Annotated in this window: 22 protein-coding genes and 1 pseudogene; 14 read left to right on the top strand and 9 right to left on the bottom strand. The window is 67.8% G+C overall.

Features of this window, described 5'->3' with window-relative positions:
- Window positions 1–905: hydrogenase expression protein HypA (locus VN520_RS06965; protein ID WP_325745968.1), on the top strand; the 905-nt coding region annotated here is incomplete at its 5' end.
- Window positions 906–1,057: 152 nt separating this feature from the next.
- On the opposite strand, the gene VN520_RS06960 is transcribed toward VN520_RS06965, so the two are convergent.
- Entirely contained in the window at window positions 1,058–1,357 is a 300-nt protein-coding gene (locus VN520_RS06960; protein ID WP_325745967.1) for a hypothetical protein, read from the bottom strand.
- 122 nt (window positions 1,358–1,479) lie between these two features.
- On the opposite strand from VN520_RS06960, the gene VN520_RS06955 reads away from it, so the two are divergent.
- From VN520_RS06955 to VN520_RS06945, 3 genes are all read left to right on the top strand, one after another.
- Window positions 1,480–1,881: a hypothetical protein gene (locus VN520_RS06955; RefSeq protein ID WP_325745966.1), complete on the top strand. Its 402-nt coding sequence runs from the start codon at window positions 1,480–1,482 to the stop codon at window positions 1,879–1,881.
- Window positions 1,882–2,024: 143 nt separating this feature from the next.
- Entirely contained in the window at window positions 2,025–3,419 is a 1,395-nt protein-coding gene (locus VN520_RS06950; RefSeq protein ID WP_325745965.1) for an ATP-binding protein, read from the top strand.
- Window positions 3,416–4,174: an HNH endonuclease gene (locus VN520_RS06945; RefSeq protein ID WP_325745964.1), complete on the top strand. Its 759-nt coding sequence runs from the start codon at window positions 3,416–3,418 to the stop codon at window positions 4,172–4,174. The genes VN520_RS06950 and VN520_RS06945 overlap by 4 nt, the downstream gene beginning before the upstream one ends.
- Before the next feature lie 37 nt (window positions 4,175–4,211).
- Here VN520_RS06945 and VN520_RS06940 read toward each other — a convergent pair whose 3' ends face one another.
- The 3 genes from VN520_RS06940 to VN520_RS06930 form a co-directional block, all read right to left on the bottom strand.
- Window positions 4,212–5,207: a MarR family transcriptional regulator gene (locus VN520_RS06940; RefSeq protein ID WP_325745963.1), complete on the bottom strand. Its 996-nt coding sequence runs from the start codon at window positions 5,205–5,207 to the stop codon at window positions 4,212–4,214.
- A gap of 669 nt (window positions 5,208–5,876) precedes the next feature.
- Entirely contained in the window at window positions 5,877–6,107 is a 231-nt protein-coding gene (locus tag VN520_RS06935) for a DUF397 domain-containing protein (protein WP_325745962.1), read from the bottom strand.
- Window positions 6,104–6,922 (bottom strand): helix-turn-helix transcriptional regulator, encoded by an 819-nt coding sequence (locus tag VN520_RS06930; protein ID WP_325745961.1) that lies wholly within the window; start codon window positions 6,920–6,922, stop codon window positions 6,104–6,106. The genes VN520_RS06935 and VN520_RS06930 overlap by 4 nt, the downstream gene beginning before the upstream one ends.
- 802 nt (window positions 6,923–7,724) lie before the next feature.
- Here VN520_RS06930 and VN520_RS06925 point away from each other — a divergent pair.
- From VN520_RS06925 to VN520_RS06905, 5 genes are all read left to right on the top strand, one after another.
- A complete protein-coding gene (locus VN520_RS06925; protein WP_325745960.1) occupies window positions 7,725–7,937 on the top strand; it encodes a hypothetical protein in 213 nt (70 codons plus the stop codon).
- A 132-nt stretch (window positions 7,938–8,069) separates the two neighbouring features.
- Entirely contained in the window at window positions 8,070–8,219 is a 150-nt protein-coding gene (locus VN520_RS06920; RefSeq protein ID WP_325745959.1) for a hypothetical protein, read from the top strand.
- A gap of 15 nt (window positions 8,220–8,234) precedes the next feature.
- Window positions 8,235–9,422, top strand: a complete 1,188-nt coding sequence (locus tag VN520_RS06915; RefSeq protein ID WP_325745958.1) for a cupin domain-containing protein — start codon at window positions 8,235–8,237, stop codon at window positions 9,420–9,422.
- Window positions 9,419–10,336 carry an aldo/keto reductase gene (locus tag VN520_RS06910; RefSeq protein ID WP_325745957.1) on the top strand — a complete coding sequence of 306 codons (918 nt, stop codon included), beginning with the start codon at window positions 9,419–9,421 and terminating at the stop codon, window positions 10,334–10,336. Before VN520_RS06915 ends, VN520_RS06910 begins: the two co-directional genes overlap by 4 nt.
- A 19-nt stretch (window positions 10,337–10,355) precedes the next feature.
- The gene (locus VN520_RS06905) at window positions 10,356–11,144 is read left to right on the top strand and encodes a phosphotransferase (RefSeq protein ID WP_325745956.1); all 789 of its coding nucleotides are present in this window, start codon (window positions 10,356–10,358) and stop codon (window positions 11,142–11,144) included.
- Between the two features lie 236 nt (window positions 11,145–11,380).
- On the opposite strand, the gene VN520_RS06900 is transcribed toward VN520_RS06905, so the two are convergent.
- Both VN520_RS06900 and VN520_RS06895 read right to left on the bottom strand, forming a co-directional pair.
- On the bottom strand, window positions 11,381–11,650 hold the full coding sequence (locus VN520_RS06900) for a GntR family transcriptional regulator (RefSeq protein ID WP_325745955.1): 270 nt from the start codon (window positions 11,648–11,650) through the stop codon (window positions 11,381–11,383).
- Window positions 11,651–11,851: 201 nt separating this feature from the next.
- Window positions 11,852–12,094 (bottom strand): annotated as a pseudogene (locus VN520_RS06895) (type II toxin-antitoxin system Phd/YefM family antitoxin); the annotation flags it as partial.
- A 350-nt stretch (window positions 12,095–12,444) separates the two neighbouring features.
- On the opposite strand from VN520_RS06895, the gene VN520_RS06890 reads away from it, so the two are divergent.
- Window positions 12,445–12,576, top strand: a complete 132-nt coding sequence (locus VN520_RS06890) for a hypothetical protein (RefSeq protein ID WP_325745954.1) — start codon at window positions 12,445–12,447, stop codon at window positions 12,574–12,576.
- Between the two features lie 54 nt (window positions 12,577–12,630).
- Here VN520_RS06890 and VN520_RS06885 read toward each other — a convergent pair whose 3' ends face one another.
- Window positions 12,631–13,476, bottom strand: a complete 846-nt coding sequence (locus VN520_RS06885; protein WP_325745953.1) for a helix-turn-helix transcriptional regulator — start codon at window positions 13,474–13,476, stop codon at window positions 12,631–12,633.
- Window positions 13,477–13,497: 21 nt separating this feature from the next.
- On the bottom strand, window positions 13,498–14,013 hold the full coding sequence (locus tag VN520_RS06880) for a DUF6879 family protein (protein ID WP_325745952.1): 516 nt from the start codon (window positions 14,011–14,013) through the stop codon (window positions 13,498–13,500).
- Between the two features lie 415 nt (window positions 14,014–14,428).
- Between VN520_RS06880 and VN520_RS06875 the strand changes: the two genes are divergently transcribed.
- From VN520_RS06875 to VN520_RS06860, 4 genes are all read left to right on the top strand, one after another.
- Window positions 14,429–14,626, top strand: a complete 198-nt coding sequence (locus VN520_RS06875; protein WP_325745951.1) for a hypothetical protein — start codon at window positions 14,429–14,431, stop codon at window positions 14,624–14,626.
- The gene (locus VN520_RS06870) at window positions 14,626–14,853 is read left to right on the top strand and encodes a hypothetical protein (protein ID WP_325745950.1); all 228 of its coding nucleotides are present in this window, start codon (window positions 14,626–14,628) and stop codon (window positions 14,851–14,853) included. The genes VN520_RS06875 and VN520_RS06870 overlap by 1 nt, the downstream gene beginning before the upstream one ends.
- Window positions 14,854–15,315: 462 nt before the next feature.
- Window positions 15,316–17,559, top strand: coding sequence for an ATP-dependent RecD-like DNA helicase (locus VN520_RS06865; protein ID WP_325745969.1), 2,244 nt, complete (start codon window positions 15,316–15,318; stop codon window positions 17,557–17,559).
- A 168-nt stretch (window positions 17,560–17,727) separates the two neighbouring features.
- Entirely contained in the window at window positions 17,728–19,023 is a 1,296-nt protein-coding gene (locus VN520_RS06860) for a citrate synthase (RefSeq protein ID WP_325745949.1), read from the top strand.
- Between the two features lie 549 nt (window positions 19,024–19,572).
- On the opposite strand, the gene VN520_RS06855 is transcribed toward VN520_RS06860, so the two are convergent.
- Window positions 19,573–21,947: copper-translocating P-type ATPase (locus VN520_RS06855; RefSeq protein WP_325745948.1), on the bottom strand; the 2,375-nt coding region annotated here is incomplete at its 5' end.

Here is a 21,947-nt window from a genome sequence, read left to right as displayed (position 1 = left end):
CGGGAGCCGCCCTCGCAGCGGCGGCGGCAGCGGGCGGTGGGGACACGGGCGCGGGTACGCGCACGGCCGGCGAACCGTTCGGCAGCCGGCCGAAGAAACCGATCCTGGCCGCGGCGGCGGTCATCGGCGCGCTCCTGGTCTCCGTACCGTTCCTCGTGTCGGGAAACGACGACCGCAAGCCCGAGAGGGACCGCACGCAGAACGCGGCAGGAACGGTTCTGGGCGCCGAACACTCCGAGCAGCCGGAGACCTACACCAGCAAGTCACCGAGCCCCTCCGTGAGTCCGAGCAGGACGAAGGAGAAGGAGAAGGAGGAGGTGAAGCCGTCCGAGCCACCGGCCCCCAAGCCGGTGGTGGTACCGCCGCCGGTCAAGCCTGAGCGCAAGCCCACGGCCACGGTGACGGCGAAGGCGCCGCCGAACACGGCTGCCGGCGCGTTGAGCAGTCTCGCCAAGGCCGACCCCGAGGGGCGGCACATCTGTTACCGGGCCTTCGTGGCCGGGAACGGCTGGCAGGCACCGGTGTGCGACGGGACGATGGCCGGGACGGCGGGCCAGGGCAAGAAGATCACGGCCCTCAACATCGCGGTGTGGAACGTCGGCGGCTCCTCCGCCAACGCCCTGCTGCACGACCAGGGTTCGACGAGCGGCAACGCCAAGTGGGTCCCGAGCTGGACGGCCGTCGTCGCGGACGGCAAGGACAACTACATAGGCAGTTCGAAGCAGGGCGCCCCGTTCATGACGGGCTTCGCCATGAACGTCGGCAAGGGCGGCGTCTGCCACTCGGCCAGGTTGCGCGGCGGCAGCTGGGGCCCGCAGTACTGCAAGAACAGCCGACCCGAGTACATGTTCGTCGGCACCGTCGACAACGAGAGCTGGTTCGAGGCCGTGAAGCTCACGGTATGACCACCGGGCTTCGGCCCGTAAGGCGGATCCCCCTGGCTGCCACCGGGGGGCTCTCCGGCCCTGGCCCCGGAGGACGCGGACCACGCCGGAGCGCCGCCCGGACCGGTGCTGGACGCCACGAGCGCCCGAATCCCGATCGTGGACGACCACGTTCACGCGGTGGCCTCACCCTTGGACAGACGGCCGAGGATCGTCTCGACCTCCGTCTGCTCCCGCCTGCTCAGCTCGACCCCGTCGCCCGCCCAGGTGCCGGTAGTTGCCTGCTCCTCGGCTTCCGCGTGGTCTTCCTCGTACGATTCGAAGGTCTTCCTGACGCGATCCTGCTGGTCCGTCAGTGCTTGCGCGGCGATGGTCAGGAATGTGGAGACGTCGAGTCCGGCGTCAGCGGCGTGTTCTTTGATCCGGTCACGAATTTCGGCGGACATACTGATCGAAAAGCGCTCGGTTGCCATGCCCGGACGGTAACGCCGAGTGTCACCGCCTGTCGTAGGGCCGACCGGGGTTCCGGTGTGTTCTTGCGGCCGCTCCACGCGCGAGGGGGACGCGGGTCGTTCCGTATGGCGACACTGGCTCCATGGAGTGGAGGGAGCAGGCCGAGGCAGCGGAAGAACTGCAGGACTGGGACACGGCCATCACCTTGGTCAGCGCCCACGCCATGTGTTACGGGGACTCCGAGGAGCACGACAGCCATCTGTGGCACATGGGCCTGCTGTTCCGCGCGCAACGGCTCACGGAGCTCATGGAACTGGCGCTCACGGACATCCACGCGCGTCGGGTGCTCAACAGGTCGCTCGGTCGGTGCGGGATGGAATCGGCACTGCGTGACCGCGCCGGAGCGGGTGCCGCCGACGCCCTGTACGTCCTCGTCCGACGGCAGTGTGAGACGGGCCGCACCCAGGAGGCCCGCCGAACGGCTCATGAAATCGAACCGGCGGGCGGGTACGCGCACCGGATGGTGGCTTCCTACCAGGACTGAATTGTTTGATGGTGAGCTCGACACGTATCGTTTGAGGCCGGGCGGTGCAGGAGCCTGACGACAGCGGAGGCGCAGGGCGGCGAAGTCCCGGCCGACGCGGAACCGGCATAGTCTCTTTCTCATACCGGACGGAACTGGCATCCATGTACGTCTCCCGGGTGTTCATCGAGAACATCAAGTCGTTCCACGGCCCGCGTACCGTCGACCTGACACTGACCCGCCCGGACGGCTCGCACGCCGGCTGGACGGTTCTCGCGGGCCGTAACGGGGCCGGGAAGACGACGTTGCTGAGGGCTCTGGCCTTGGCGCTGAGCGGGCCGGTGCCCGCGCGGGGTCTGGTCCAAGGCTTCGAAAACTGGATCACCCGAGGATCGGCCGAGGGCAGCGCCCTGGCAAAGATCGTCAGGGACACGGCCGCTGACAAGTTCACCGCCTCGGGACGCACCCCTCAGAACAGTTTCTGGGTGGGCTTGCAGTGGACCGCGCCTGCCGAAGGAAGCGGAGGACGGAAGGGCGCCCAGCCGGCTCTGACCGAGCGCAGGTATTCCACAGCCAAGAACGCAAGCCCCGCTCAGCGCGGGCCGTGGGCTGACAACCCGGCCGGCTGGTTCTGCGCTGCCTACGGTCCGTTCCGGCGAATGGCTGGGGGGTCGGGTGAGGTGCAGCGGCTGATGCTGGCCTCGGGGCCCGTGGCTCGGCAGGCGAGCCTGTTCCACGAGGACGCTTCCTTGGCCGAAGGGGTCGCATGGCTGATCGAACAGCACCTGCGCGCCCTCGAAGGCCGTGAGGGTGCCGCAGCGCTCAAGAAAGCGGCGCTCTCCGTGCTGGGGGACGGGCTTCTCCCGGACGGCTATCGCGTCGAGGAAGTCGACTCCGAGGGACTGTGGGTCATGCGCGACGGCCACCGCTTTCCTCTCCGGGAGATGAGCGACGGCTTCCGTACTGTGGCTGCGCTGGTGGTGGACCTGCTGAAGCAGATCCACGACGCGTTCGGTGACGCCGCCTTCGCAGTGGACGACGAAAGGCCGAGTCCTCTCCAGGTTCCCGGCGTTGTGATCATCGACGAGATCGACGCTCACCTCCATGTTTCCTGGCAGCGCCGCATCGGCCCCTGGCTGACCGCTCACTTCCCTCACATCCAGTTCATCGTGACGACACACAGCCCGTACATCTGCCAGGCGGCCGACCCTGGTGGGCTGATCCGCCTGCCGGGTGTGGATGAGGATGCCTTGCCCGAGGTTGTTCCCGAGGACCTGTACGAGCGTGTGGTCTACGGGAGCGGGGACGACGCGGTGCTTTCCGAACTCTTCGGTCTCGACACCCCTTATTCGATGCGTGCGGAGCAACTCCGGTCGGAGTTCGTGGCCCTGGAGGCCAAGGTGTATGGCGGAGACACCTCGCCCGGGACCGTCATGAGGTACAAGGAGCTCAAGGAGCGTCTCAGCAGCTCACCCACCGCCCGTGTTCACGAGACCTCGGCCAGGCTCCAGCGAATCGCCGACGAGATCGAGGATGGAAAGGGGGGAGCAGCGGAATGATCCGGCTGAGGCGCGGCGAACTGCCTCCGGAGACAGCGGCACACCTCAAGACGTACACGCAGCAGATCGCCCAGGCGGCTGAACCGGACCGGAAGGCCACGGCCGCGGACCTCTGGGGCAACACGACCGTACGGCGCCGGGTGCGCGACGAACTCCTCGCCACCCTCGCAGGTATGGCTCCCGGGCATGAGCGCTGCATGTACTGCGGCGACAGCCAGGGCACGGACATCGACCACTTCGAGCCGAAGAGCCTCGCGCCTCTCCGTACCTTCGACTGGCTCAACCATCTCCTGGCCTGCTCCTACTGCAACAGCAATCAGAAGCGGAACCATTTCCCGCGCTCGCGCAAGGACGGCGGCCCGCTACTCCTGGACCCCACGCTCCAGGATCCGTTGAGCCACCTTCGGTTAGTTCTGCCCCTGTGCACGTACAAAGGGCTCACGGACCAGGGCGAGGCGTGCATCGATGTGTTCGGCCTCAACAAGCGGGCGGTTCTCGTCGAAGGCCGCAGGACTGCCTACGGCACAGCCAAACAGTCGGTCGAGCTGTGGCGCATCGCCACCGACCGGGGACAGCACGACAAGGCGGCCGAAGTCGTGCGGGTCGCGTGGAACCGCCCTCTCGCCGATGTGCTGGTCGGGATGTTCCACCAGTCGGAACACCCAGCGGCCGCCCTGCTCTTCGACGGTGAGGAAGAGACGCTCGACCTGCTGCGCGACCCAGCTCTGCGCGAGTCATTCCTCTCACGGGCCTGAGCCGAGCGGAACCTGCGTGGTGGCGGGGCGCCCTCGGTCAGGGGGCCTGCATCAGGTTGCGGAGGCTGCCGACGAGCGCGTGGACGTCCCGTCCGGCGGGCGCTTCGGCGGGGGCGGCCGGCGTGGAGTCAGGGCAGGACGTGCGGCAGGAGCGGCAGAGGCCGTCGGGCAGGGCTTCGGGCGGTCCGGGCACACCGCATTCGGTGCACTCCATCATGATGCGGCGAACGGGCTTGTCGGAGTCGTTCTCTGCCGCCGCTCCTGGCAGTTGGGCCGGGATCTTGTCGGTGAGTCGACGGCGTACGAACCCGACGGGGGAGCCGATCTGCTGCGTGGGCAGTCCGGCGATGAGGGCCTGGGTGAGGTAGTCCGTGCTCACGCCCCGGTCCAGCCATGCGGCGGCCAGTCCTTCGAGCACCGCGCAGTCGGCGGCGGACAGGGCCAGCCGGGGCTCGGTACGGCCGAGTCGGGCGAGGGTGACGTAGGCGGGCGAGAGGCCGGCCGGGCTCTTCGCCGGGGCTGTCCGCTGCTCGGGCACGAGGGGCGGGGGCGGCGCGGGAGCGGGCTGCGGAGGTTCCGCCCGCTGGGCTCCGTCCGGCCGGGGCGCCGGGGTGGCCGGACGGCTGTCGGCTCCGGTCCGGGTGAAGGTGTCCCACCACTCGCTGTCATGGGCGGTGCGGGACCAGAAGGTGCGGGTGACCCAGCGGCTCTGGCCGCCCTCGCCGACGACCTGGCACCGGACGCGCCGCAGATGACCGGCCACACCCAGGGCCCGCAGCGCACTGCCCACGGCCATCTGCCCGTACAGGGGCAAGGACTTGGCCAGCGACTTGACGTCCATGGCGCCACCCTCGGGCAGCCGGTCGACGTACCCGGCGACATACCGCTCCCGCTCCGGCAGCAGCGCGAAGTCATCGGACCGGGGCGGGCGTTGGTCAGGTGCGGTGCGCTTGCCGTAACCGGGGTGGGCCCTGGCGTACGGGCGCGAGGCTGCGGGCGCAGGCGAGGCGGGACTAAGGTGCTCGGTAACCACGAGATCGCTCTTTTCGATCTTGGGGTGAGACCCCGGCCGGTGTTGCTAGCACCGCGTCGGGGTCGATTCGTTGAGGGCACCGTAAGCAGTCGTGACGCCGCGCTGCAAGTTGCTCACGATTAGTCATACTTGCTGGTCGTGGCAGGGCAGGGAGGGTGGGAAGGTTTTACCCAACCCCTTCTTTTCCCTCCCGGAAACCAACACCGCTCGAACCTCGAAGCCCGCATCCCGACCCTCGAATCCCGAAGCTCAAGCGTCGGGCCCGAGCCCCTTTTCGTACCCACGAAAGAGTGAGCTGCCCGCTCCCGGCTCTCGGGTCCCGAGCTTCGGGACCCGAGAGCCGGGCGTACTCCTCGGATTGCGAGTCAGGACGTGCACCATTTCCGGGTGGTGGCCTACCGGTACGACACTGGGACGCCCGCTGGACTACACGAATGGATCACGTCACCGGACACGGGACGCCTCCGCCCCTTCGGGACCCCTGGATGATCTGGGGAGAGACCGCCGAAGCGGAGAGATGCGCTGCGTGAACCACGGCCATGATCCCCGTCTCATGGCCCCCGCCCCGCACGTGACGAAGCCCCGTTGCCCTGAAAAGGGTGACGGGGCTTCTCTGCGTTCTGCCCGGCAGAGTTCGAGCCGGGGCGTGAGTGGGCCGGGGGTCGGGGCTCAGCCGTGTTCTACGGCGAACGCGACGAAGGCGGCCCAGCCTGCCGCATCGGTGGTGAGGCTGGGACCCTCCGGGTTCTTGCTGTCACGGATCAGGAACTCACCCGTGGCCTTCGCGTACTTCGGCGCCCACTGGACGCACTCACCGCCGTTGCTCTGGCTGAAACTGGATGATGTCCAGTCAGGGGTCTGGGGCCGGTCTGGGGCTTCGGGTCGGTCGGCGTGAGTCATGAGTAACAGTCCTTCACAATGGAGTTGATCAACTCCGCCGTCTCGTCCGGCGGCGCGGCCTTGGCCACCAACAAATCATAGGCATCCTGGGCCTGTAGCACGTCGTCCGGCTCCGACAGGACAAAGCCGCGCGGAAAGCCATCCACGTGCGCCACGGCGGGACCGTCCGCGAAGGTGAGCAAACCGAAGGGGCTGACCACTAGGTTGTTGATCTTCTCCTTCGGGATGATCTGGACTCGGTGCCTGGGGGTCTCGGCCAGCTCGTGGAGGTGGCGGAGCTGCGCACGCATGACCTCTGGGCTGCCCACCGGGTTTCGTAGCGCCGACTCGTTGAGGATCAGCCACAGACGCGCCGGGTCTTCGTCGCGCGTCAGGATCTCTTGCCGCTCCATTCGAACGCGGATCAGGTCTGCGAAGTCCGTAGGCCGACCGGCGCGCAAGACCTCTTCCGCGTACGGCCGGATCTGTACGAGTCCCGGCAGAAGTGTGGGGTGGAACATCTTCACCACCGCCGCCTTCTTCTCCAGTTCGACGTACGGCGCGAACCAATCAGGGATGCCCCTCTTGGCCAGCTTGTTGCGTAAGCGGAGGTAGACCCCAGGCGTACCGGCAACCCTGTCCATGGCCTTGGCGAAGGGCTCAGAGGCCATCACGGTACCGTTCTCGACCTTGGACACCTGCCCCTGGTTGTACTTGAGCTTGGTGGTGAACTCCTCTTGTGAAAGCCCCAGGGACTTCCTGAGCGCCTTGACTTCTTCACCGAAGTACGCGGCAGCATCCCTCGGACCGTCCTCACGGTCTGTGCTTTCGCTCATCTGTTCAACTCCCCGGTATGCCTTGCCGGTTCTGATTTATGCCGGTCGCGTTGGCATGGGCTGAGGCCTGTTGAGCGTACGCCTTGTGGGTCACTCTGGGTACAGACCCGGTTACAAATGCACGAGGCGGTTGAGCCGCCTGCAACGAAGGGCCACGTGGCATGGACGCCAAATCGACCCCCCAGGGCCGCAACGACGCAGACGAGCTCATAGCGGTCGGAGGCTTCTGGCAACTCGCCCCGGAGTGGGTGCCACGCGGCCTCGGCGATGCAACTCGGTCCACATTGCTGGACGTTCAGGCCGGACTGTGGAGGCTTGTAGATGAGTGACACGGCGACGGCTCCCGCGCTTCACGTCCCCCTGTTACAGCCTGTCGGAGTCGAGGGGTGCACTATCTGCACCACCGCCGTGACCGCCCGCGCGTCGGCCCGAAGTCTGGGCAGCACCGTGAGTGAGCGTGCGGCGGACGAGGCGATCCGGCAACACCCGCACCGCCGGAACACGGATCACCAGGTGACGGAGTGGTGAGGGCGGAAGTCCGCGGGGCCCGCCGCCTCAAGCCCCCGGCTCCGGCCCCGTTCAAGAGCGCCGGCGAAGTCGCCCTTGGCGCGGTGGTGTTCGACAAGGACCGCGACATGCCTGCCACGGTGCGGGGGAGGAACGGATCCTTTGTCGAGGTGGATCGGCCCACCGGTCTGACGTGGCGCGTCCACTTCTGCCGAATCCGCCCGGCGTCTCCGTGGGAACAACGTCAACTCGTGGCGGTCGGCAGGCTCCACGCGCAACAGCGAAGGGGACTGGCATGAGGAGCTGGACCACGGTGGACGACGACACGAAGACGAAGGCGGGCACGGTCGGGGACGACATGCTCACCGTCCACAAGCTCATCACTGAGTACGACAAGGGCGAGCCGTATCTCCTCTCCGCCTGTGAGGCCGGGCGGGAGTGCGGCAAGGCCACCGAATGGTTGCGGCCGATCACCTGCCTGCTGTGTCTGGCCATCCCGACCGAATGAGACTCCCGCCCTCGCCGGTTGCACCGGACGGCTCCCTCACGGCCACAGGAAGAACCGGAGGGGGCGGGGCACCACGGACCCGCCGACAGGACGCGGGTCTTCGAAAGGCACGACAACAAGGAGGTACGCGGTATGGAGAGCAACAACGCCCCCGCCACTGCGGGAGGCCAGACCCAGGGGTCCGGTCTCGTCCGGGCCAAGCGCGCCATCGGTTCCGCCCGTGAGCGGGGCGTCACCCCGTCCGACGGTGGCGGTACCGGTCGCACCGACAGCAACGACTGACCCGGAGGTCATCCGTTGTTGCCGCTGAACCTGGCGGCGCACCTGGGCCGGGAAGAGTTCCTGGCCCAGGTGCTTCACCGCCACTACCGCCACGTGCCGGGTGCGCTCCCGGCCCCGGGTGACCTGATCACCTGGGATGACCTCAACAACATCCTCGCCACTCATCGGCTGGACCCGCCCCGGCTCCGCCTCTCCGCAGAGGGGGAAATGCTGCCGCAATACCGGTACAGCGCCCCCGTCACGACCCGCCGACACACCGTCTGGCAGCGCCTTCACCCGGCGGAACTTCACGCGCGCCTGACCGAAGGTGCCTCGCTCGTCATCGACGCCGTGGACGAACTCCACCCCGTCGTGGGCCGTGCGGCCATGGAGCTGGAACAGTGGCTCCGGACAGGGGTCCAAGCCAATCTGTACGCGTCGTGGACCGCCCGGGAAGGCTTCGGAGTCCACTGGGACGACCATGATGTTGTGGTGGCCCAGGTGGACGGCTCGAAGCGGTGGAAGATCTACGGGCCCACCCGCACCGCGCCCATGTACAAGGACACGGAAGAGCCGGAGGACCCGCCGGAGAAGCCGCTCACCGAGATCGTCATGGAGCCCGGAGATCTCCTCTACCTCCCGCGTGGGTGGTGGCACTCGGTTGCCGCGTCCGAAGGGGAGCACTCTCTCCACCTGACGTTTGGTATCCAGACGACCACCGGCGCACAGCTCGTGTCCTGGCTCTCTGACGAGCTGCGCCGCAAGGAAGTGTTCCGGCTGGACCTTCCCGTCCTCGCCCCGCCGGAGGAACAGGCGGACTACCTGGAACGGCTGACGAAGGAAGTGGCGGCCGCCCTTGAGGACCCGGGCGTCTTGGCCCGGTACATGGGTGTACGAGACGCCGAAGACGTGACCCGGATGCGACCCAGCCTCCCCCACATCGGCAGCGTCCCGGCGCTTTCAGAGCTACGGGTCAGACTCACCACGGCTCGCGCGTTTTGTGAGGACGCGGACGGCGGGGTCCTCTTCCGAGCGTGCGGCGCCGAGTGGGACATGGCCCCGGCAGCCGGCCCACTTCTGCGGCGCCTGATCTCCGCCGTGCCGGACGCGGTCACCCTGGGGGAGCTGGCAGCCACGGCCCAGGTCTCGTTGGACGATGCGGCCGTAGTGGTAGCGGAGTTGGTCCACGGCCAGGCGGTCACGGTCGAAGGGGGCGGCACGTGACTTCCGAGACCCCGGCGCCCCTGGGGCTGGGTACCTACCGCATCCGACCTCCGGCCATCCGTGAGGCCGTTCTCCGTGCTGCGGAGGACCCTCGGACCGCGTGGGTGGACACGGCCCCCAACTACCTGGGGGGCCGGGCCCAAACCCTTCTGGCCCCGGCCCTGAGGGACCGCATGGTCAGGGTTTCCACGAAGGTGGGCTTCGTGGCTCAAGGGACCGGCACCATGGCAATCACGGCCGGAGCGCTCAGCGCCTCCGAAGCCGCCCGTGGCCACTGCCTCACCACCCGCTTCGTTCACTGGCAGTGCGACCGGAACCGGGCCCAGTTGAGGCGTCCCCGCCTCGACATGGTCTTCGCCCACAACCCGGAGCGCTCCGCCGGCGACCCCGACGAAGCCCTCCTTCGTGCCTTCACCGCGTTGGAGGAGCAAGTCGGAACGGGCACGCTGGACGCGTACGGGGTGGCCACCTGGGACGGATTCGACAACGGAGCGCTCTCCGTCCCGAACCTGGACCGCATGGCCACCCTTGCCGCCGGATCGGAGTACCACCACCTTCGCGCCGTACAGCTCCCTGTCTCGCTCGTGACCGCCAACGCCTTCACCCAAGCCCTGGACAACCGGGGACCGATTGCTCAGGCAGCCGAACGGGGATGGGACGTGTTCGCGTCGGCACCCCTCTTCGGCGGGGAGCTGAACGAACTGGCGACCCGGGAACTGACGGAGCTGATCCACCCGGACCTCAACGTCCCCCAAGCCTGTCTTCTGGCCGTGGCGTCATGCCCAGGGGTGACGCGGGTTCTTCTGTCCGCGTCGGAGTCGGCACACTGGCACGAGTCCCGTACGGCGCTCGCTGAGCCGCCGGTCCCGGTCGCCACGCTCCGAAAGGTGCTCGATGTACTCGCCTCCGACTGACCCGGCCGACCGACAGCGGATGACGGAGGCGTTCAGCCGGGCCGTGGACGAGCTGGGCGCCAGGGTGGACGGCCCAATGGTCTGGGGGTGGTTCGGGCGCACCCTGAGCGCCGGTGTCCGCTGTACGAGGTTCGGGCGGTGTTGGCTCCGGCTCGTGTCCGCCCCGGAGGACAAGGCCATGGGGAAGATCTGGGAGGGTAACGCCCTGGCAGCCGAATACTTCGACGCTACGGTTACGAAACCCGCCTTGTACGAGTCTGCGGGGGAAGCGAGGGGCGGTTACGCCTACCGGGCGGAGCTGAGCCAGTACATCCCCGAAGATGTCTGCTCACCGTTGCCGGTGCTGGGTCCGGACGCGGTGATTCCCCCTGACTCGTGGTGGGAATCGCTCCGCGCGGATCTCAGTACCGTGGCGAAGGCCGTGACGGACCGCGTGGCCGTTCGCCAGGAGTGGGTTGACCGCAGTGTCCCCCGGTTCCTCAACCTGCCCGCGCCCCAGGTGACCGAGTGGGAGACGGCTCACGGGGACTTGCAGCCGGCCAACCTGACGAGCCGTACGCCCTACCTGTTGGACTGGGAGGGCTTCGGAACGGCGCCGGTCGGTTACGACCCGGCCATGTTGTGGGCGTACTCGTTGCTGGCCCCCGCCTTCGCGGAACGGGTACGGGAGACCTTCCCCGTTCTCGGCACGGAGGCGGGGCGAGTCGCTCGGATCATCGTGATCACGGAACTCATGCAGTCGGCTTCCCGGGGCGACCACCCCGAATTGGTCGGGCCGCTCCGGCGCATGGCCGAAGATCTCGCCTGACCCACAGACCTGGCACGGCGGGCAGTATCCCGTCCGAACGCTCACCGTGCCGGACCGTGGCACTCCCGACCGGACCAGCCCCGAACAGGGACAGGACGTGTCCCGTCTGCGTTGACGTGCGCAGGTTCCCGCTCCGGTCCGCCCTCGTATGCGGGGTGCCGCTCCCCGGAGCGGTGAGGGTGTCACAACCCCGGCCCCGTCCGTGTGCTGCCTCCGTGGCGCGTGGGCGGGGCCTCTCAGCCCTCTTCGCTGCCGCCCTCTGTCTTCGGGGGCCGTTCCGCCACATAGGTGCCGCGCTGGGGCATCGTGAACACCCAGCCCTCTTCCCGAAGGTGCCTGACCGCGTTGCGGGCGGTTTCCCGGGCCACGCCGAAGCGCTGAGTCAGGGCCGCCTCTGAGGGGATCTTCCGGTTCACCGGAAGGGCGCCGCTCTCAATCTCCTGAGCGATCAAGGCAGCAATCTGCTGGTACACCGGCGTGGGTGACTCGTGGTCGATTTCGGGCATCCCACCAGCCTGGACAAGGGCGTACGTCCGGCCAGGTCTCTGTACGTCAATAGAGGAAGGTAGACAAGTCTAGGTAGTGTCAGCCCAGACAGAACCCCGGCGACGGAGGCGGCTGGTACCCGCCTTGATCCGTCCCGGGGCATGGCCAACAGCCCAAGGGGCTGTGACATGCGAGACCTTGTCGTCCGTGTCGTGCGGGAGGTCCACGAGCTCGTGGTACTCCGTTTCGCCGGCCTCGACCTCTGCGATGGACTCCAGAAGCCGACGGGCGTTGGCCGGAGAGCGCATCAGATAGATCGTTTCCTGCCAGGAGGCAAAGTCCTCCTCGGACATGAGGACCGCATTTCCCTTGCGGGAAGTGATGTGCACGGGGGCATGATCCTCGTTGACCTTCTCGATCAGCGGGAAGAGGTGCTTCCTGGCTTCGCTGCCCGTCATCGACATGCCGTCTCTCTTCCGCGTGCACCCATTGGTACCATTTATGGTACCAATGGGTGCAGTCAAGGGTGAGCCGCGAACTGTCAGCCCGCCCGGTACCGTCGGCCACATGTCCAACACCGCCGTGCGTGTGAGCCTCAGGAAGGCATGGCTGCACGGTCGGTCTCGCTGCGGAGAATACAGAATTCATTGCCCTCCGGGTCTCCGAACGCATGAGACACGCGGTTCTGGGAGGGCCCGGAAGGGCAGCATCCACGCAGGTCGGCGGACACGGGAAACCCTCGCGCTCCAGCGCGGGCATGAACAAAGCGCCGCAGGTCACGGCAGGTAGGCAATCCACTCGCCAAGTGCGGGGCGTGAACCTCAACGCTGATCAGCCCGCTCACTCGGCGTGGCCGCTCTTCGGGAAGTTGTTCCAAGCTGAAGCCGGTGCGGCCCCGGACCGGTTCGCCCTGGGCGTCGTCTGCGACCGCCCGGAGCACTTCTGAACCCTGCCCCTGATCGACCGCCCGCGCTGGGGGGCTGTCGGGGCTTCCTGTGTGTCAGCCCACGGCATCAATAGCCGCTGTGATGAGTGAACGGGCTTCCCCGCCGTAGGCGGCAACTCCCTTCAAGTTCCCGAACGCCTTGAGGTACAGCGCAACGTCACTGGGCTGAGTTTCCTTGATGGCCGCCGACAGGGTTTCTACGTGGACACGCTGACGGTCAAAGATGGTGAACGTTTCTAGCGGCCACGCTTGCCGGGGCGCCGTGAACGGAATGATGCCCAGTGAGATTGACGGGAGCGCCATGACCGACAGCAGGTGACCTAGTTGAGCGGCCATTACTTCGGCGCTGCCGATCCGGTAACGCAACACTGATTCCTCAACCAGTACCGCGAATCGATGATCACCTTCGCGGATGACGTGTGACCGTTCCATTCGTGCCGACACAGCGTCCGATACATCGTCCGGTGTCCCGCGAAACTGTGCGATGGAAGTCAGCAAGGCGGTTGCGTAACCGGGAGTCTGAAAGAATCCGGGGACGACATTGGAGCAGTAGACATGGAATTGCCGGGTCTGCTCGTAGAGCGGTACGCCCGACTCCTGTAGTCGTCTCAGACCTGTTCTCTGTAGCCGCTTCCACTGGACATGCATTGAATCCGCTTGCCGGTTGGCGGCAATCAAGTCATCAGCTTGTTCTGATGCGTCGCACGCTGCGCACCAGGCTCTTATGTCCGCGTCGCTGGGTGGAGTCTTGGCGTGCTCGATGCGTGATGACTTGGACTCGCTCCATCCGCACCGGACAGCCAACTCGCGCCCCGTGATTCCTGCGTCAAGCCTCATTTCCCGGAGCCGAACGGCTACGGCTTCCCTGGCCTCTTGGGCTCTGGACGAAGGAGGTGGCATAAGTTGGCTGTCCGGTTGCGCTCAGATGATGTACTGGTCGTGTGGGATTGCTCGCTGCCAGATGGTCTCAAATGCCGAAGTGTAGAGTTTCAACGCCTCGGCATTTTTGCTGAGTTCATCTACGACGTGGCTTCCGTCCCCCGCGAAGTGGTGCACCCGGAGCAGGTTGCCGTCGAAGATCCAGAAGTCATTGGCCGGCACCAGGAACCCTGTTGCCTGGCTCCGTGGAAGCCACCGGACTTTCTCCCCGGCGACGGTGTTGGCTTGCGTCGCGTCGTGCTCCCAACGGATGTACTCGCTGACGGGTTCCGATACCATGCGTGCCCGCCGGATAACTACGCCCCTGGCGACAGCGTCCGCAATGGTTTGGTGGAATGGATGCCACCAGGATTCGCGGTCATTCCAGCCGACGCGTTCCCCGCGCTGCCATGCTTCCAGCCGCGGGTTGGTGCCGTAATTATCTCGTATTTCCAGATGAATGACGGATTCGCGAGTGTCGGCCAGTAGCTCACTGAATGGCGGAACGCTCGACTGCATCGCACGCTTTCCGGATCATCGGCACCATGCGCGCCGGAATCCTGATGACTTCTTCGCTGCCCGGGATTGACCCGTTGGCTGGAGTGTTCGACTCGCAGGCCGTGCGGAGCTCAGGACTGGCCTTCCGGCTCTGCATCACCAGTTCTCCCGTCTCTTCGTCGGCCCAGACGGTAGGTCAGTGGTCCTGATCGGTGTTCGGCTCGATCCCGACGAACCGTAGCGTCATGTCAGCCTCATTCCGTGCGCAGTTTGCCTGAACTTGCATGACCATCCTTCTGCCACAGCGCGGACAGTCAAGACCACCTGTGCCGAATCAGCGTGCAAGTCTGTGCAAGCTTGTGGAGCGTGGCCCCTTCACGGTCGTTGACTGCTCATCCGATGACAGATGACGGGGAAGCGATGCAGGGGGTTGGACGTGAGCGAGACGAAGACCTACCCGAGTGATCCGGTTGAACTACCGATGAGACAAGACCAGTTGGAGTCGGCGCCGGTTGAGGGCTGCGCCGGGTGCACCGAACTTGCCAAGGTCCGGGACTGGGCCCGCGCCGGTGGCGACATGACGACCGTGACCGACTGCAACGTCTACATGCGGCGGCACCCGGAGGGGCACTGATGACCCGCACGGTGATGCGTTTCGTGGACCACACCATCACGCACGTGCCGGACGGCGGGATCACGGCACAGCTCTTCTGCGTGACAGCGGAATGCGGTGAGGACTCCGGGCCCCGGGGCGACCCGGACGATGCCCAGGACTGGGCTCTCCGGCACACCGGTCGGACCGGGCACCACCTGTTCCGGCGCGAGTACACCGACCATGCCCGCGTGACCCGTCACGAGTAGACCCCGGCCCGCTGGACGACGGAGAGCAGGACAGTCCAGCGGATCGGACGGCGACGCTCCCGACCGGACAAGCCCTGTGCAGGAGTAGGACGTACTCCGTCTGAGCTGACGTGCTCAGGCACTCGCCCCGGTCCGCCCCTTGACTGGGATGCCGCACCGGGAAACCCGTGCGGTGAGGGCGTGGCCGACCGGCCCCGTCGTGCACCCCCCCCGTGGTGTGCGGCGGGGCTTCCACGTGCCCCTGAACAGTCCGTAAGAGGGAGCGTCCGGTGCGGAGCCAGGCGGGCCGTGCGGCCCGGATCGGCCAGGTGCCGGCCCGAAGCCTCGCGGAAGGTGATCGAGCCCGCTCTGTCGGTGGCGGGCGATAGCCTCCCAGGGACTGCGTATACCGAATGAGCAGGTGGGGCTGTGCCCAGTGGAGGAGCTGACGCCGAGCGGGGCAGCCGCGAAGGTGTCTGCGAAGTGACCGGCGTCCTGGAGCGGATCACCTACGCCAACGAGGAGAACGGCTACACCGTCGCCCGCGTCGACACCGGGCGGGGGAGCAACGACCTGCTCACCGTCGTCGGTTCGCTGCTCGGCGCCCAGCCCGGTGAGTCGCTGCGGATGGAGGGGCGTTGGGGTTCCCATCCGCAGTACGGCAAGCAGTTCACCGTCGAGAACTACACGACGGTCCTGCCCGCCACCATCCAGGGCATCCGCCGCTACCTCGGCTCCGGCCTGATCAAGGGCATCGGGCCGGTCATGGCCGACCGCATCACCACCCACTTCGGCGTGGACACCCTGGACATCATCGAGCAGCAGCCCGCGCGGCTCGTCGAGGTGCCCGGACTCGGGCCCAAGCGGACGAAGATGATCGCCGCGGCGTGGGAGGAGCAGAAGGCGATCAAGGAGGTCATGGTCTTCCTCCAGACCGTCGGCGTGTCCACCTCCATCGCCGTGCGCATCTACAAGAAGTACGAGGACGCGTCGATCTCCGTCGTGAAGAACCAGCCCTACCGGCTGGCCGCCGACGTCTGGGGCATCGGGTTCCTCACCGCCGACCGCATCGCCCAGGCCGTCGGGATTCCGCACGACAGCCCCGAGCGGGTCAAGGCCGGACTCCAGTACGCCCTGTCGCAGTCCACGGACCAGGGACACTGCTTCCTCCCCGAGGAGCGGCTGATCGCCGACGGGGTGAAGCTGCTCCAGGTCGACACCGGGCTCGTCATCGACTGCCTGGCCGAACTCGCGGAGGATCCTGAAGGCGTCGTACGGGAGAAGGTGCCGGGGCCCGAGGACGGGCAGCCGGTCACCGCCGTGTACCTGGTCCCCTTCCACCGCGCCGAGATCTCCCTGGCCGCCCAGGTGCAGCGCCTGCTGCGTACACCGGAGGACCGGATGCCGGGCTTCCAGGACGTCGACTGGGAGAAGGCGCTGGCCTGGCTCGCGCGGCGTACGGGAGCCGACCTGGCCCCCGAGCAGGAGGCGGCCGTCCGGCTCGCGCTCAGCAGGAAGGTGGCCGTCCTCACCGGCGGCCCCGGCTGCGGGAAGTCGTTCACCGTCCGCTCCGTCGTCGAGCTGGCCCGCGCCAAGAACGCCAAGGTGGTGCTGGCCGCTCCCACCGGACGGGCCGCCAAGCGGCTCTCGGAGCTGACCGGCGCCGAGGCGTCCACCGTGCACCGGCTGCTGGAGCTGAAGCCCGGCGGGGACGCCGCGTACGACCGTGACCGGCCGCTGGACGCCGATCTGGTCGTCGTCGACGAGGCGTCGATGCTCGATCTGCTGCTCGCCAACAAGCTGATCAAGGCGGTGGCACCCGGTGCCCACCTCCTGCTGGTCGGCGATGTGGACCAGCTGCCCTCGGTCGGCGCCGGGGAGGTGCTGCAGGACCTGCTCGCCGAGGGCGGCCCCGTGCCGGCGGTCCGGCTGACCACCATCTTCCGGCAGGCCCAGAAGTCCGGTGTCGTCACCAACGCCCACCGCATCAACTCCGGGACGCCGCCGCTGACCCAGGGGCTGGACGACTTCTTCCTCTTCGTGGAGGACGAGACGGAGGACGCCGGGGTGCTCGCCGTGGATGTCGCGGCCCGCCGTATCCCTGCCAAGTTCGGCCTGAACCCCCGCCGTGACGTGCAGGTCCTCGCCCCGATGCACCGCGGCCCGGCAGGCGCCGGCCATCTCAACGGGCTGCTCCAGCAGGCCATCACCCCAGGGCGCCCCGATCTGCCCGAGAAGCGGTTCGGCGGCCGGGTCTTCCGCGTCGGCGACAAGGTGACCCAGATCCGGAACAACTACGAGAAGGGGGAGAACGGGGTCTTCAACGGCACGGTCGGTGTCGTCACCGCCCTCGACGCGGACGAGCAGCAGCTGACGGTCCTCACGGACGAGGAGGAGGAGATCACGTACGACTTCGACGAACTGGACGAGCTCGCCCATGCCTATGCGATGACCATCCACCGCTCGCAGGGCAGTGAGTACCCGGCGGTGGTCATCCCCGTCACCACCAGCGCCTGGATGATGCTGCAGCGCAATCTGCTCTACACCGCTGTGACCAGGGCAAAGAAGCTGGTCGTCCTGGTCGGTTCACGCAAGGCGATCGGCCAGGCCGTACGCACCGTTTCCGCAGGCAAGCGCTGCACGGCGCTGGACTTCCGGCTCCGTGGCGGGACGGCCGGGGACGGACCCGAAAAAATGATCGATCAAAACGGTGGGAAACATCACTGAACTCTTCCGGAACCGGATTCCAGGGGGCAGGATGAGTAAGTTGACGGCACTCAGTGCCGCCAGTAGGTCCAATGGACGACCCCGAGTGCACTCTCCTGAGCCAAATGGGGGAGGGTGGAGACAGTCAGGGCACCTCGAAGAAGAGGCACTACGTCGGTGAGGGATGACGTGAGCGAGAGCGACAACTCTGTAGTACTGCGGTACGGCGATGACGAGTACACCTACCCGGTGATCGACAGCACCGTCGGTGACAAGGGCTTCGACATCGGGAAGCTCCGGGCCAATACGGGCCTGGTCACGCTGGACAGCGGATACGGCAACACAGCCGCGTACAAATCCGCCATCACCTATCTCGACGGCGAGCAGGGCATCCTGCGGTACCGCGGCTACCCGATCGAGCAGCTCGCCGAGAGCTCGACGTTCCTCGAGGTCGCCTACACGCTGATCAACGGTGACCTTCCCAAGGTCGACGAGCTGTCGGCCTTCAAGAACGAGATCACCCAGCACACGCTGCTGCACGAGGACGTCAAGCGCTTCTTCGACGGCTTCCCGCGCGACGCCCACCCGATGGCCATGCTGTCCTCGGTCGTCAGTGCGCTGTCCACCTTCTACCAGGACAGCCACAACCCGTTCGACGAGGAGCAGCGCCACCTCTCGACGATCCGGCTGATCGCCAAGCTCCCGACGATCGCCGCGTACGCGTACAAGAAGTCGATCGGTCACCCGTTCGTCTACCCGCGCAACGACCTCAGCTACGTCGAGAACTTCCTGCGCATGACGTTCTCGGTCCCGGCCCAGGAGTACGTGCCGGACCCGGTCGTGGTCTCGGCGCTGGAGAAGCTGCTCATCCTGCACGCGGACCACGAGCAGAACTGTTCGACCTCCACCGTGCGCCTGGTCGGCTCCTCGCAGGCGAACATGTTCGCCTCGATCTCCGCCGGCATCTCGGCCCTGTGGGGCCCGCTGCACGGTGGCGCCAACCAGTCGGTGCTGGAGATGCTGGAGGGCATCCAGGCCAACGGCGGCGACGTCGACTCCTTCATCCAGAAGGTGAAGAACAAGGAGGACGGCGTCCGCCTGATGGGCTTCGGCCACCGGGTGTACAAGTCCTTCGACCCGCGCGCCAAGATCATCAAGGCCGCCGCCCACGACGTGCTGTCGTCGCTCGGCAAGTCCGACGAGCTGCTCGACATCGCGCTCAAGCTGGAGGAGCACGCGCTCTCCGACGAGTACTTCGTCTCGCGCAACCTCTACCCCAACGTGGACTTCTACACGGGCCTGATCTACCGCGCCATGGGCTTCCCGACCGAGATGTTCACCGTGCTGTTCGCGCTCGGCCGGCTCCCCGGCTGGATCGCCCAGTGGCACGAGATGATCAAGGAGCCGGGATCCCGCATCGGCCGCCCGCGCCAGATCTACACCGGCGAGGTCCTCCGTGACTTCGTCCCGGTCGAGGGCCGCTGAAGCCCTTAGGCCCGCTGCTGCACCCCGGCCGCTCACGGCCGGGCACCCTTCGCCCCGCGTACCGCGCTCGCACCAGTCGGAGCGCGGTGTCCGGGGCGATTCGGCGTCCCGGGGGAGTCTCCCCGGAACGCGGCCGGCGTCCTGGCGGGAGTCTCCCCGGAACGCGGCCTGTCGCGCACGCGAGAAACGCCCCGCCGTCGATCCCCCCACGGGTCGACGGACAGGGCGTTTCCCATATCCCGGAGCGGATTCCCCCCACGGGATCCGGCCGGGCGTCTGCGGGGAGCCTGAACTCCCGTTGTTCTTCAGGTGGTGCGAAGGTGGTGCGTCTTCAGTTCGGTCCTGCTGTGCGACTGCCGGGGTACGTACGCACGGGAGGGCCGCTCAAAGCTCCCCGGTGCACGTCCCCCGGCCCACACGCGCCAGGAGCGTCCCCCAAGACACTCCATCGGACGTCCCCCAAGACATCCTTGGCATCGCACTCTTAGACTCACCAACTCAGCAGATGGTTACCCTCGAATCGGTGTGATCTAAGTCTCTTTGTGGAATTTATGTGAAGGAGCGCAACCTCAGGCTGTTCGTCACGACGAAGACCGATGAGAACGCCATCGCCGCTCCCGCGATCATGGGGCTGAGCAGCCCGGACGCAGCGAGAGGCAAGGCGGCCACGTTGTAGCCGAAAGCCCAGAAGAGGTTGCTTCTGATGGTGGACAGGGTACGCCGCGCCAGGCGGATGGCGGCAGGCGCCACCTTGAGATCTCCACGAACCAGGGTGAGGTCGCCCGCCTCGATCGCCGCGTCCGTCCCGGTCCCCATCGACAGGCCCAGATCGGCCACGGCGAGCGCCGCCGCGTCGTTGACGCCGTCACCGATCATCGCCACGGACCGGCCCTCGGCCTGGAGGCGCCGTACGACCTCGGCCTTGCCCTCCGGCAGGACCTCCGCGTGCACCTCGTCGATCCCGACCGCGCGAGCGACGGCCTCCGCCGCGGCCCGGTTGTCACCCGTCAGCAGAATCGGGTCGAGCCCCAGCGCGCGGAGCTCGGCGACGGCCTCCGCGCTGCCTTCCTTCACCGTGTCGGCCACCTCCAGCACGCCCCGGGCCAGGCCGTCCCACGCCACGACGACGGTCGTACGGCCCTGGTCCGCCGCCTCGGTCAGGGCGTCGGCCAGGGAGGGCGGGAGGTCGATCCGGGCTTCGGTGAGGAGCTGGAGCCGGCCGGCCAGGACGCGATGACCCTCGACCGTGCCGCGTACCCCGAGGCCGGGGGCATCGGTGAAGCCCACCGGAGTGGGGAGCGCCGCACCCGTACGGGCTGCGGCCCCGGCGGCCACCGCGCGGGCCACCGGGTGTCCGGAGGCGTGTTCGAGGGCCCCGGCGAGGCGGAGCACGTCGGCCTCGGCCGTGCCGGGCGCGGTGTGGACGCGTCCGAGAGTCATACGGCCGGTGGTGACCGTGCCGGTCTTGTCGAGGACGACCGTGTCGATCCGCCGGGCGGTCTCCAGGACCTCGGGGCCCTTGATGAGGATGCCGAGCTGGGCGCCGCGGCCGGTGCCGGCCATGAGGGCGGTGGGAGTGGCCAGGCCCAGTGCGCAGGGGCAGGCGATGATCAGCACGGCCACGGCGGCGGTGAACGAGCCCGTGATGTCGTCGGTGGCGAGGAGCTGGACGACCAGTGTGGCCAGGGCGATCAGCAGCACCACGGGGACGAAGACCGCGGAGATCCGGTCGGCGAGGCGCTGGACGGCGGCCTTGCCGCTCTGCGCGTCCTCGACGAGCCGTGACATCCGGGCCAGCTGGGTGTCGGAACCGACGCGGGTGGCCTCGACGACCAGCCGCCCGGACATGTTGAGGGTGGCACCGGTGACGGAGTCGCCCGGGGAGGCGTCCACCGGAAGGGACTCCCCGGTGAGCATGGAGGTGTCGACGGCCGAGAAGCCCTCGACGACGGTGCCGTCGGTGGCGATCTTCTCGCCGGGCCGGACGGCGAAGCGGTCACCGACGGCGAGCCGACCGACGGGGACGCGCACCTCGGTGACCCCGCGACCGGGTTCCGCTTCCGGGCGGATGAGGGTGACCTCCTTCGCGCCGAGACGGAGCAGTGCACGCAGGGCGGCACCCGCCTTCCGCTTGGCCCGCGCCTCCAGATACCGGCCCAGCAGGATGAAGCCGATGACTCCGGCCGCCACCTCCAGATAGATGGTGGAGGAGGGCCCGGCCCCCGAAGCGGTGACATCGAAGCCGTGCCGCATCTGCGGCATGCCCGCGTCCCCGAGGAACAGGGCCCACAGCGACCAGCAGAAGGCCGCGAGTGTGCCGATCGACACCAGGGTGTCCATCGTCGCGGCGCCGTGCCGCAGGTTCGCCCAGGCGGCGCGGTGGAAGGGCAGGCCGCCCCAGACGACGACGGGGGCGGCGAGGGTGAGGGAGAGCCACTGCCAGTTGTCGAACTGGAGGGCGGGGACCATGGCCATCAGGACCACCGGCACGGCGAGCGCCGCTGAGACCCGTAGCCGCTGCCGGAGAGCGGCGAGGGCGTCGTCGGCCTCACGGTCGGCGGGGTCGAGGGGCTCTTCGGCCGTTCGTTCCGCGCCGGGGGCCTCGACCTCGGCCACACGTTCCGCGCCGGGGGCTTCGGCCGTAGGGCCCGCACCGGGGCCGTCGGCCGTATGCGCGGTCCCGGCGCGGAGGGCGTCGCGGGTGCGGGGAGTGTCGCGGGTGCCGAGGGCGTCGAGGGTGTTGTCTTCGCCGTCCCGGTCCGCCGAGGGCGCGCGGGCGGAAAGCTCCCCCTCGGACGCCGGGGGGCGCGGCGCGGGAGCAGGGCGGTCGACGGGACGAGCTGTGTAGCCGGTCTTCACGACGGTGGCGACGAGATCGTCGAGCGTGGTCCCGGCGCCGTAGGACACGCGGGCCTTCTCGGTCG

The sequence above is a fragment of the Streptomyces sp. genome (genome assembly GCF_035563135.1).
Classification (GTDB): Bacteria; Actinomycetota; Actinomycetes; order Streptomycetales; family Streptomycetaceae; genus Streptomyces.
Note: the sequence above shows the minus strand (reverse complement) of the source record. Positions and strands in the feature narration are given on the sequence as shown.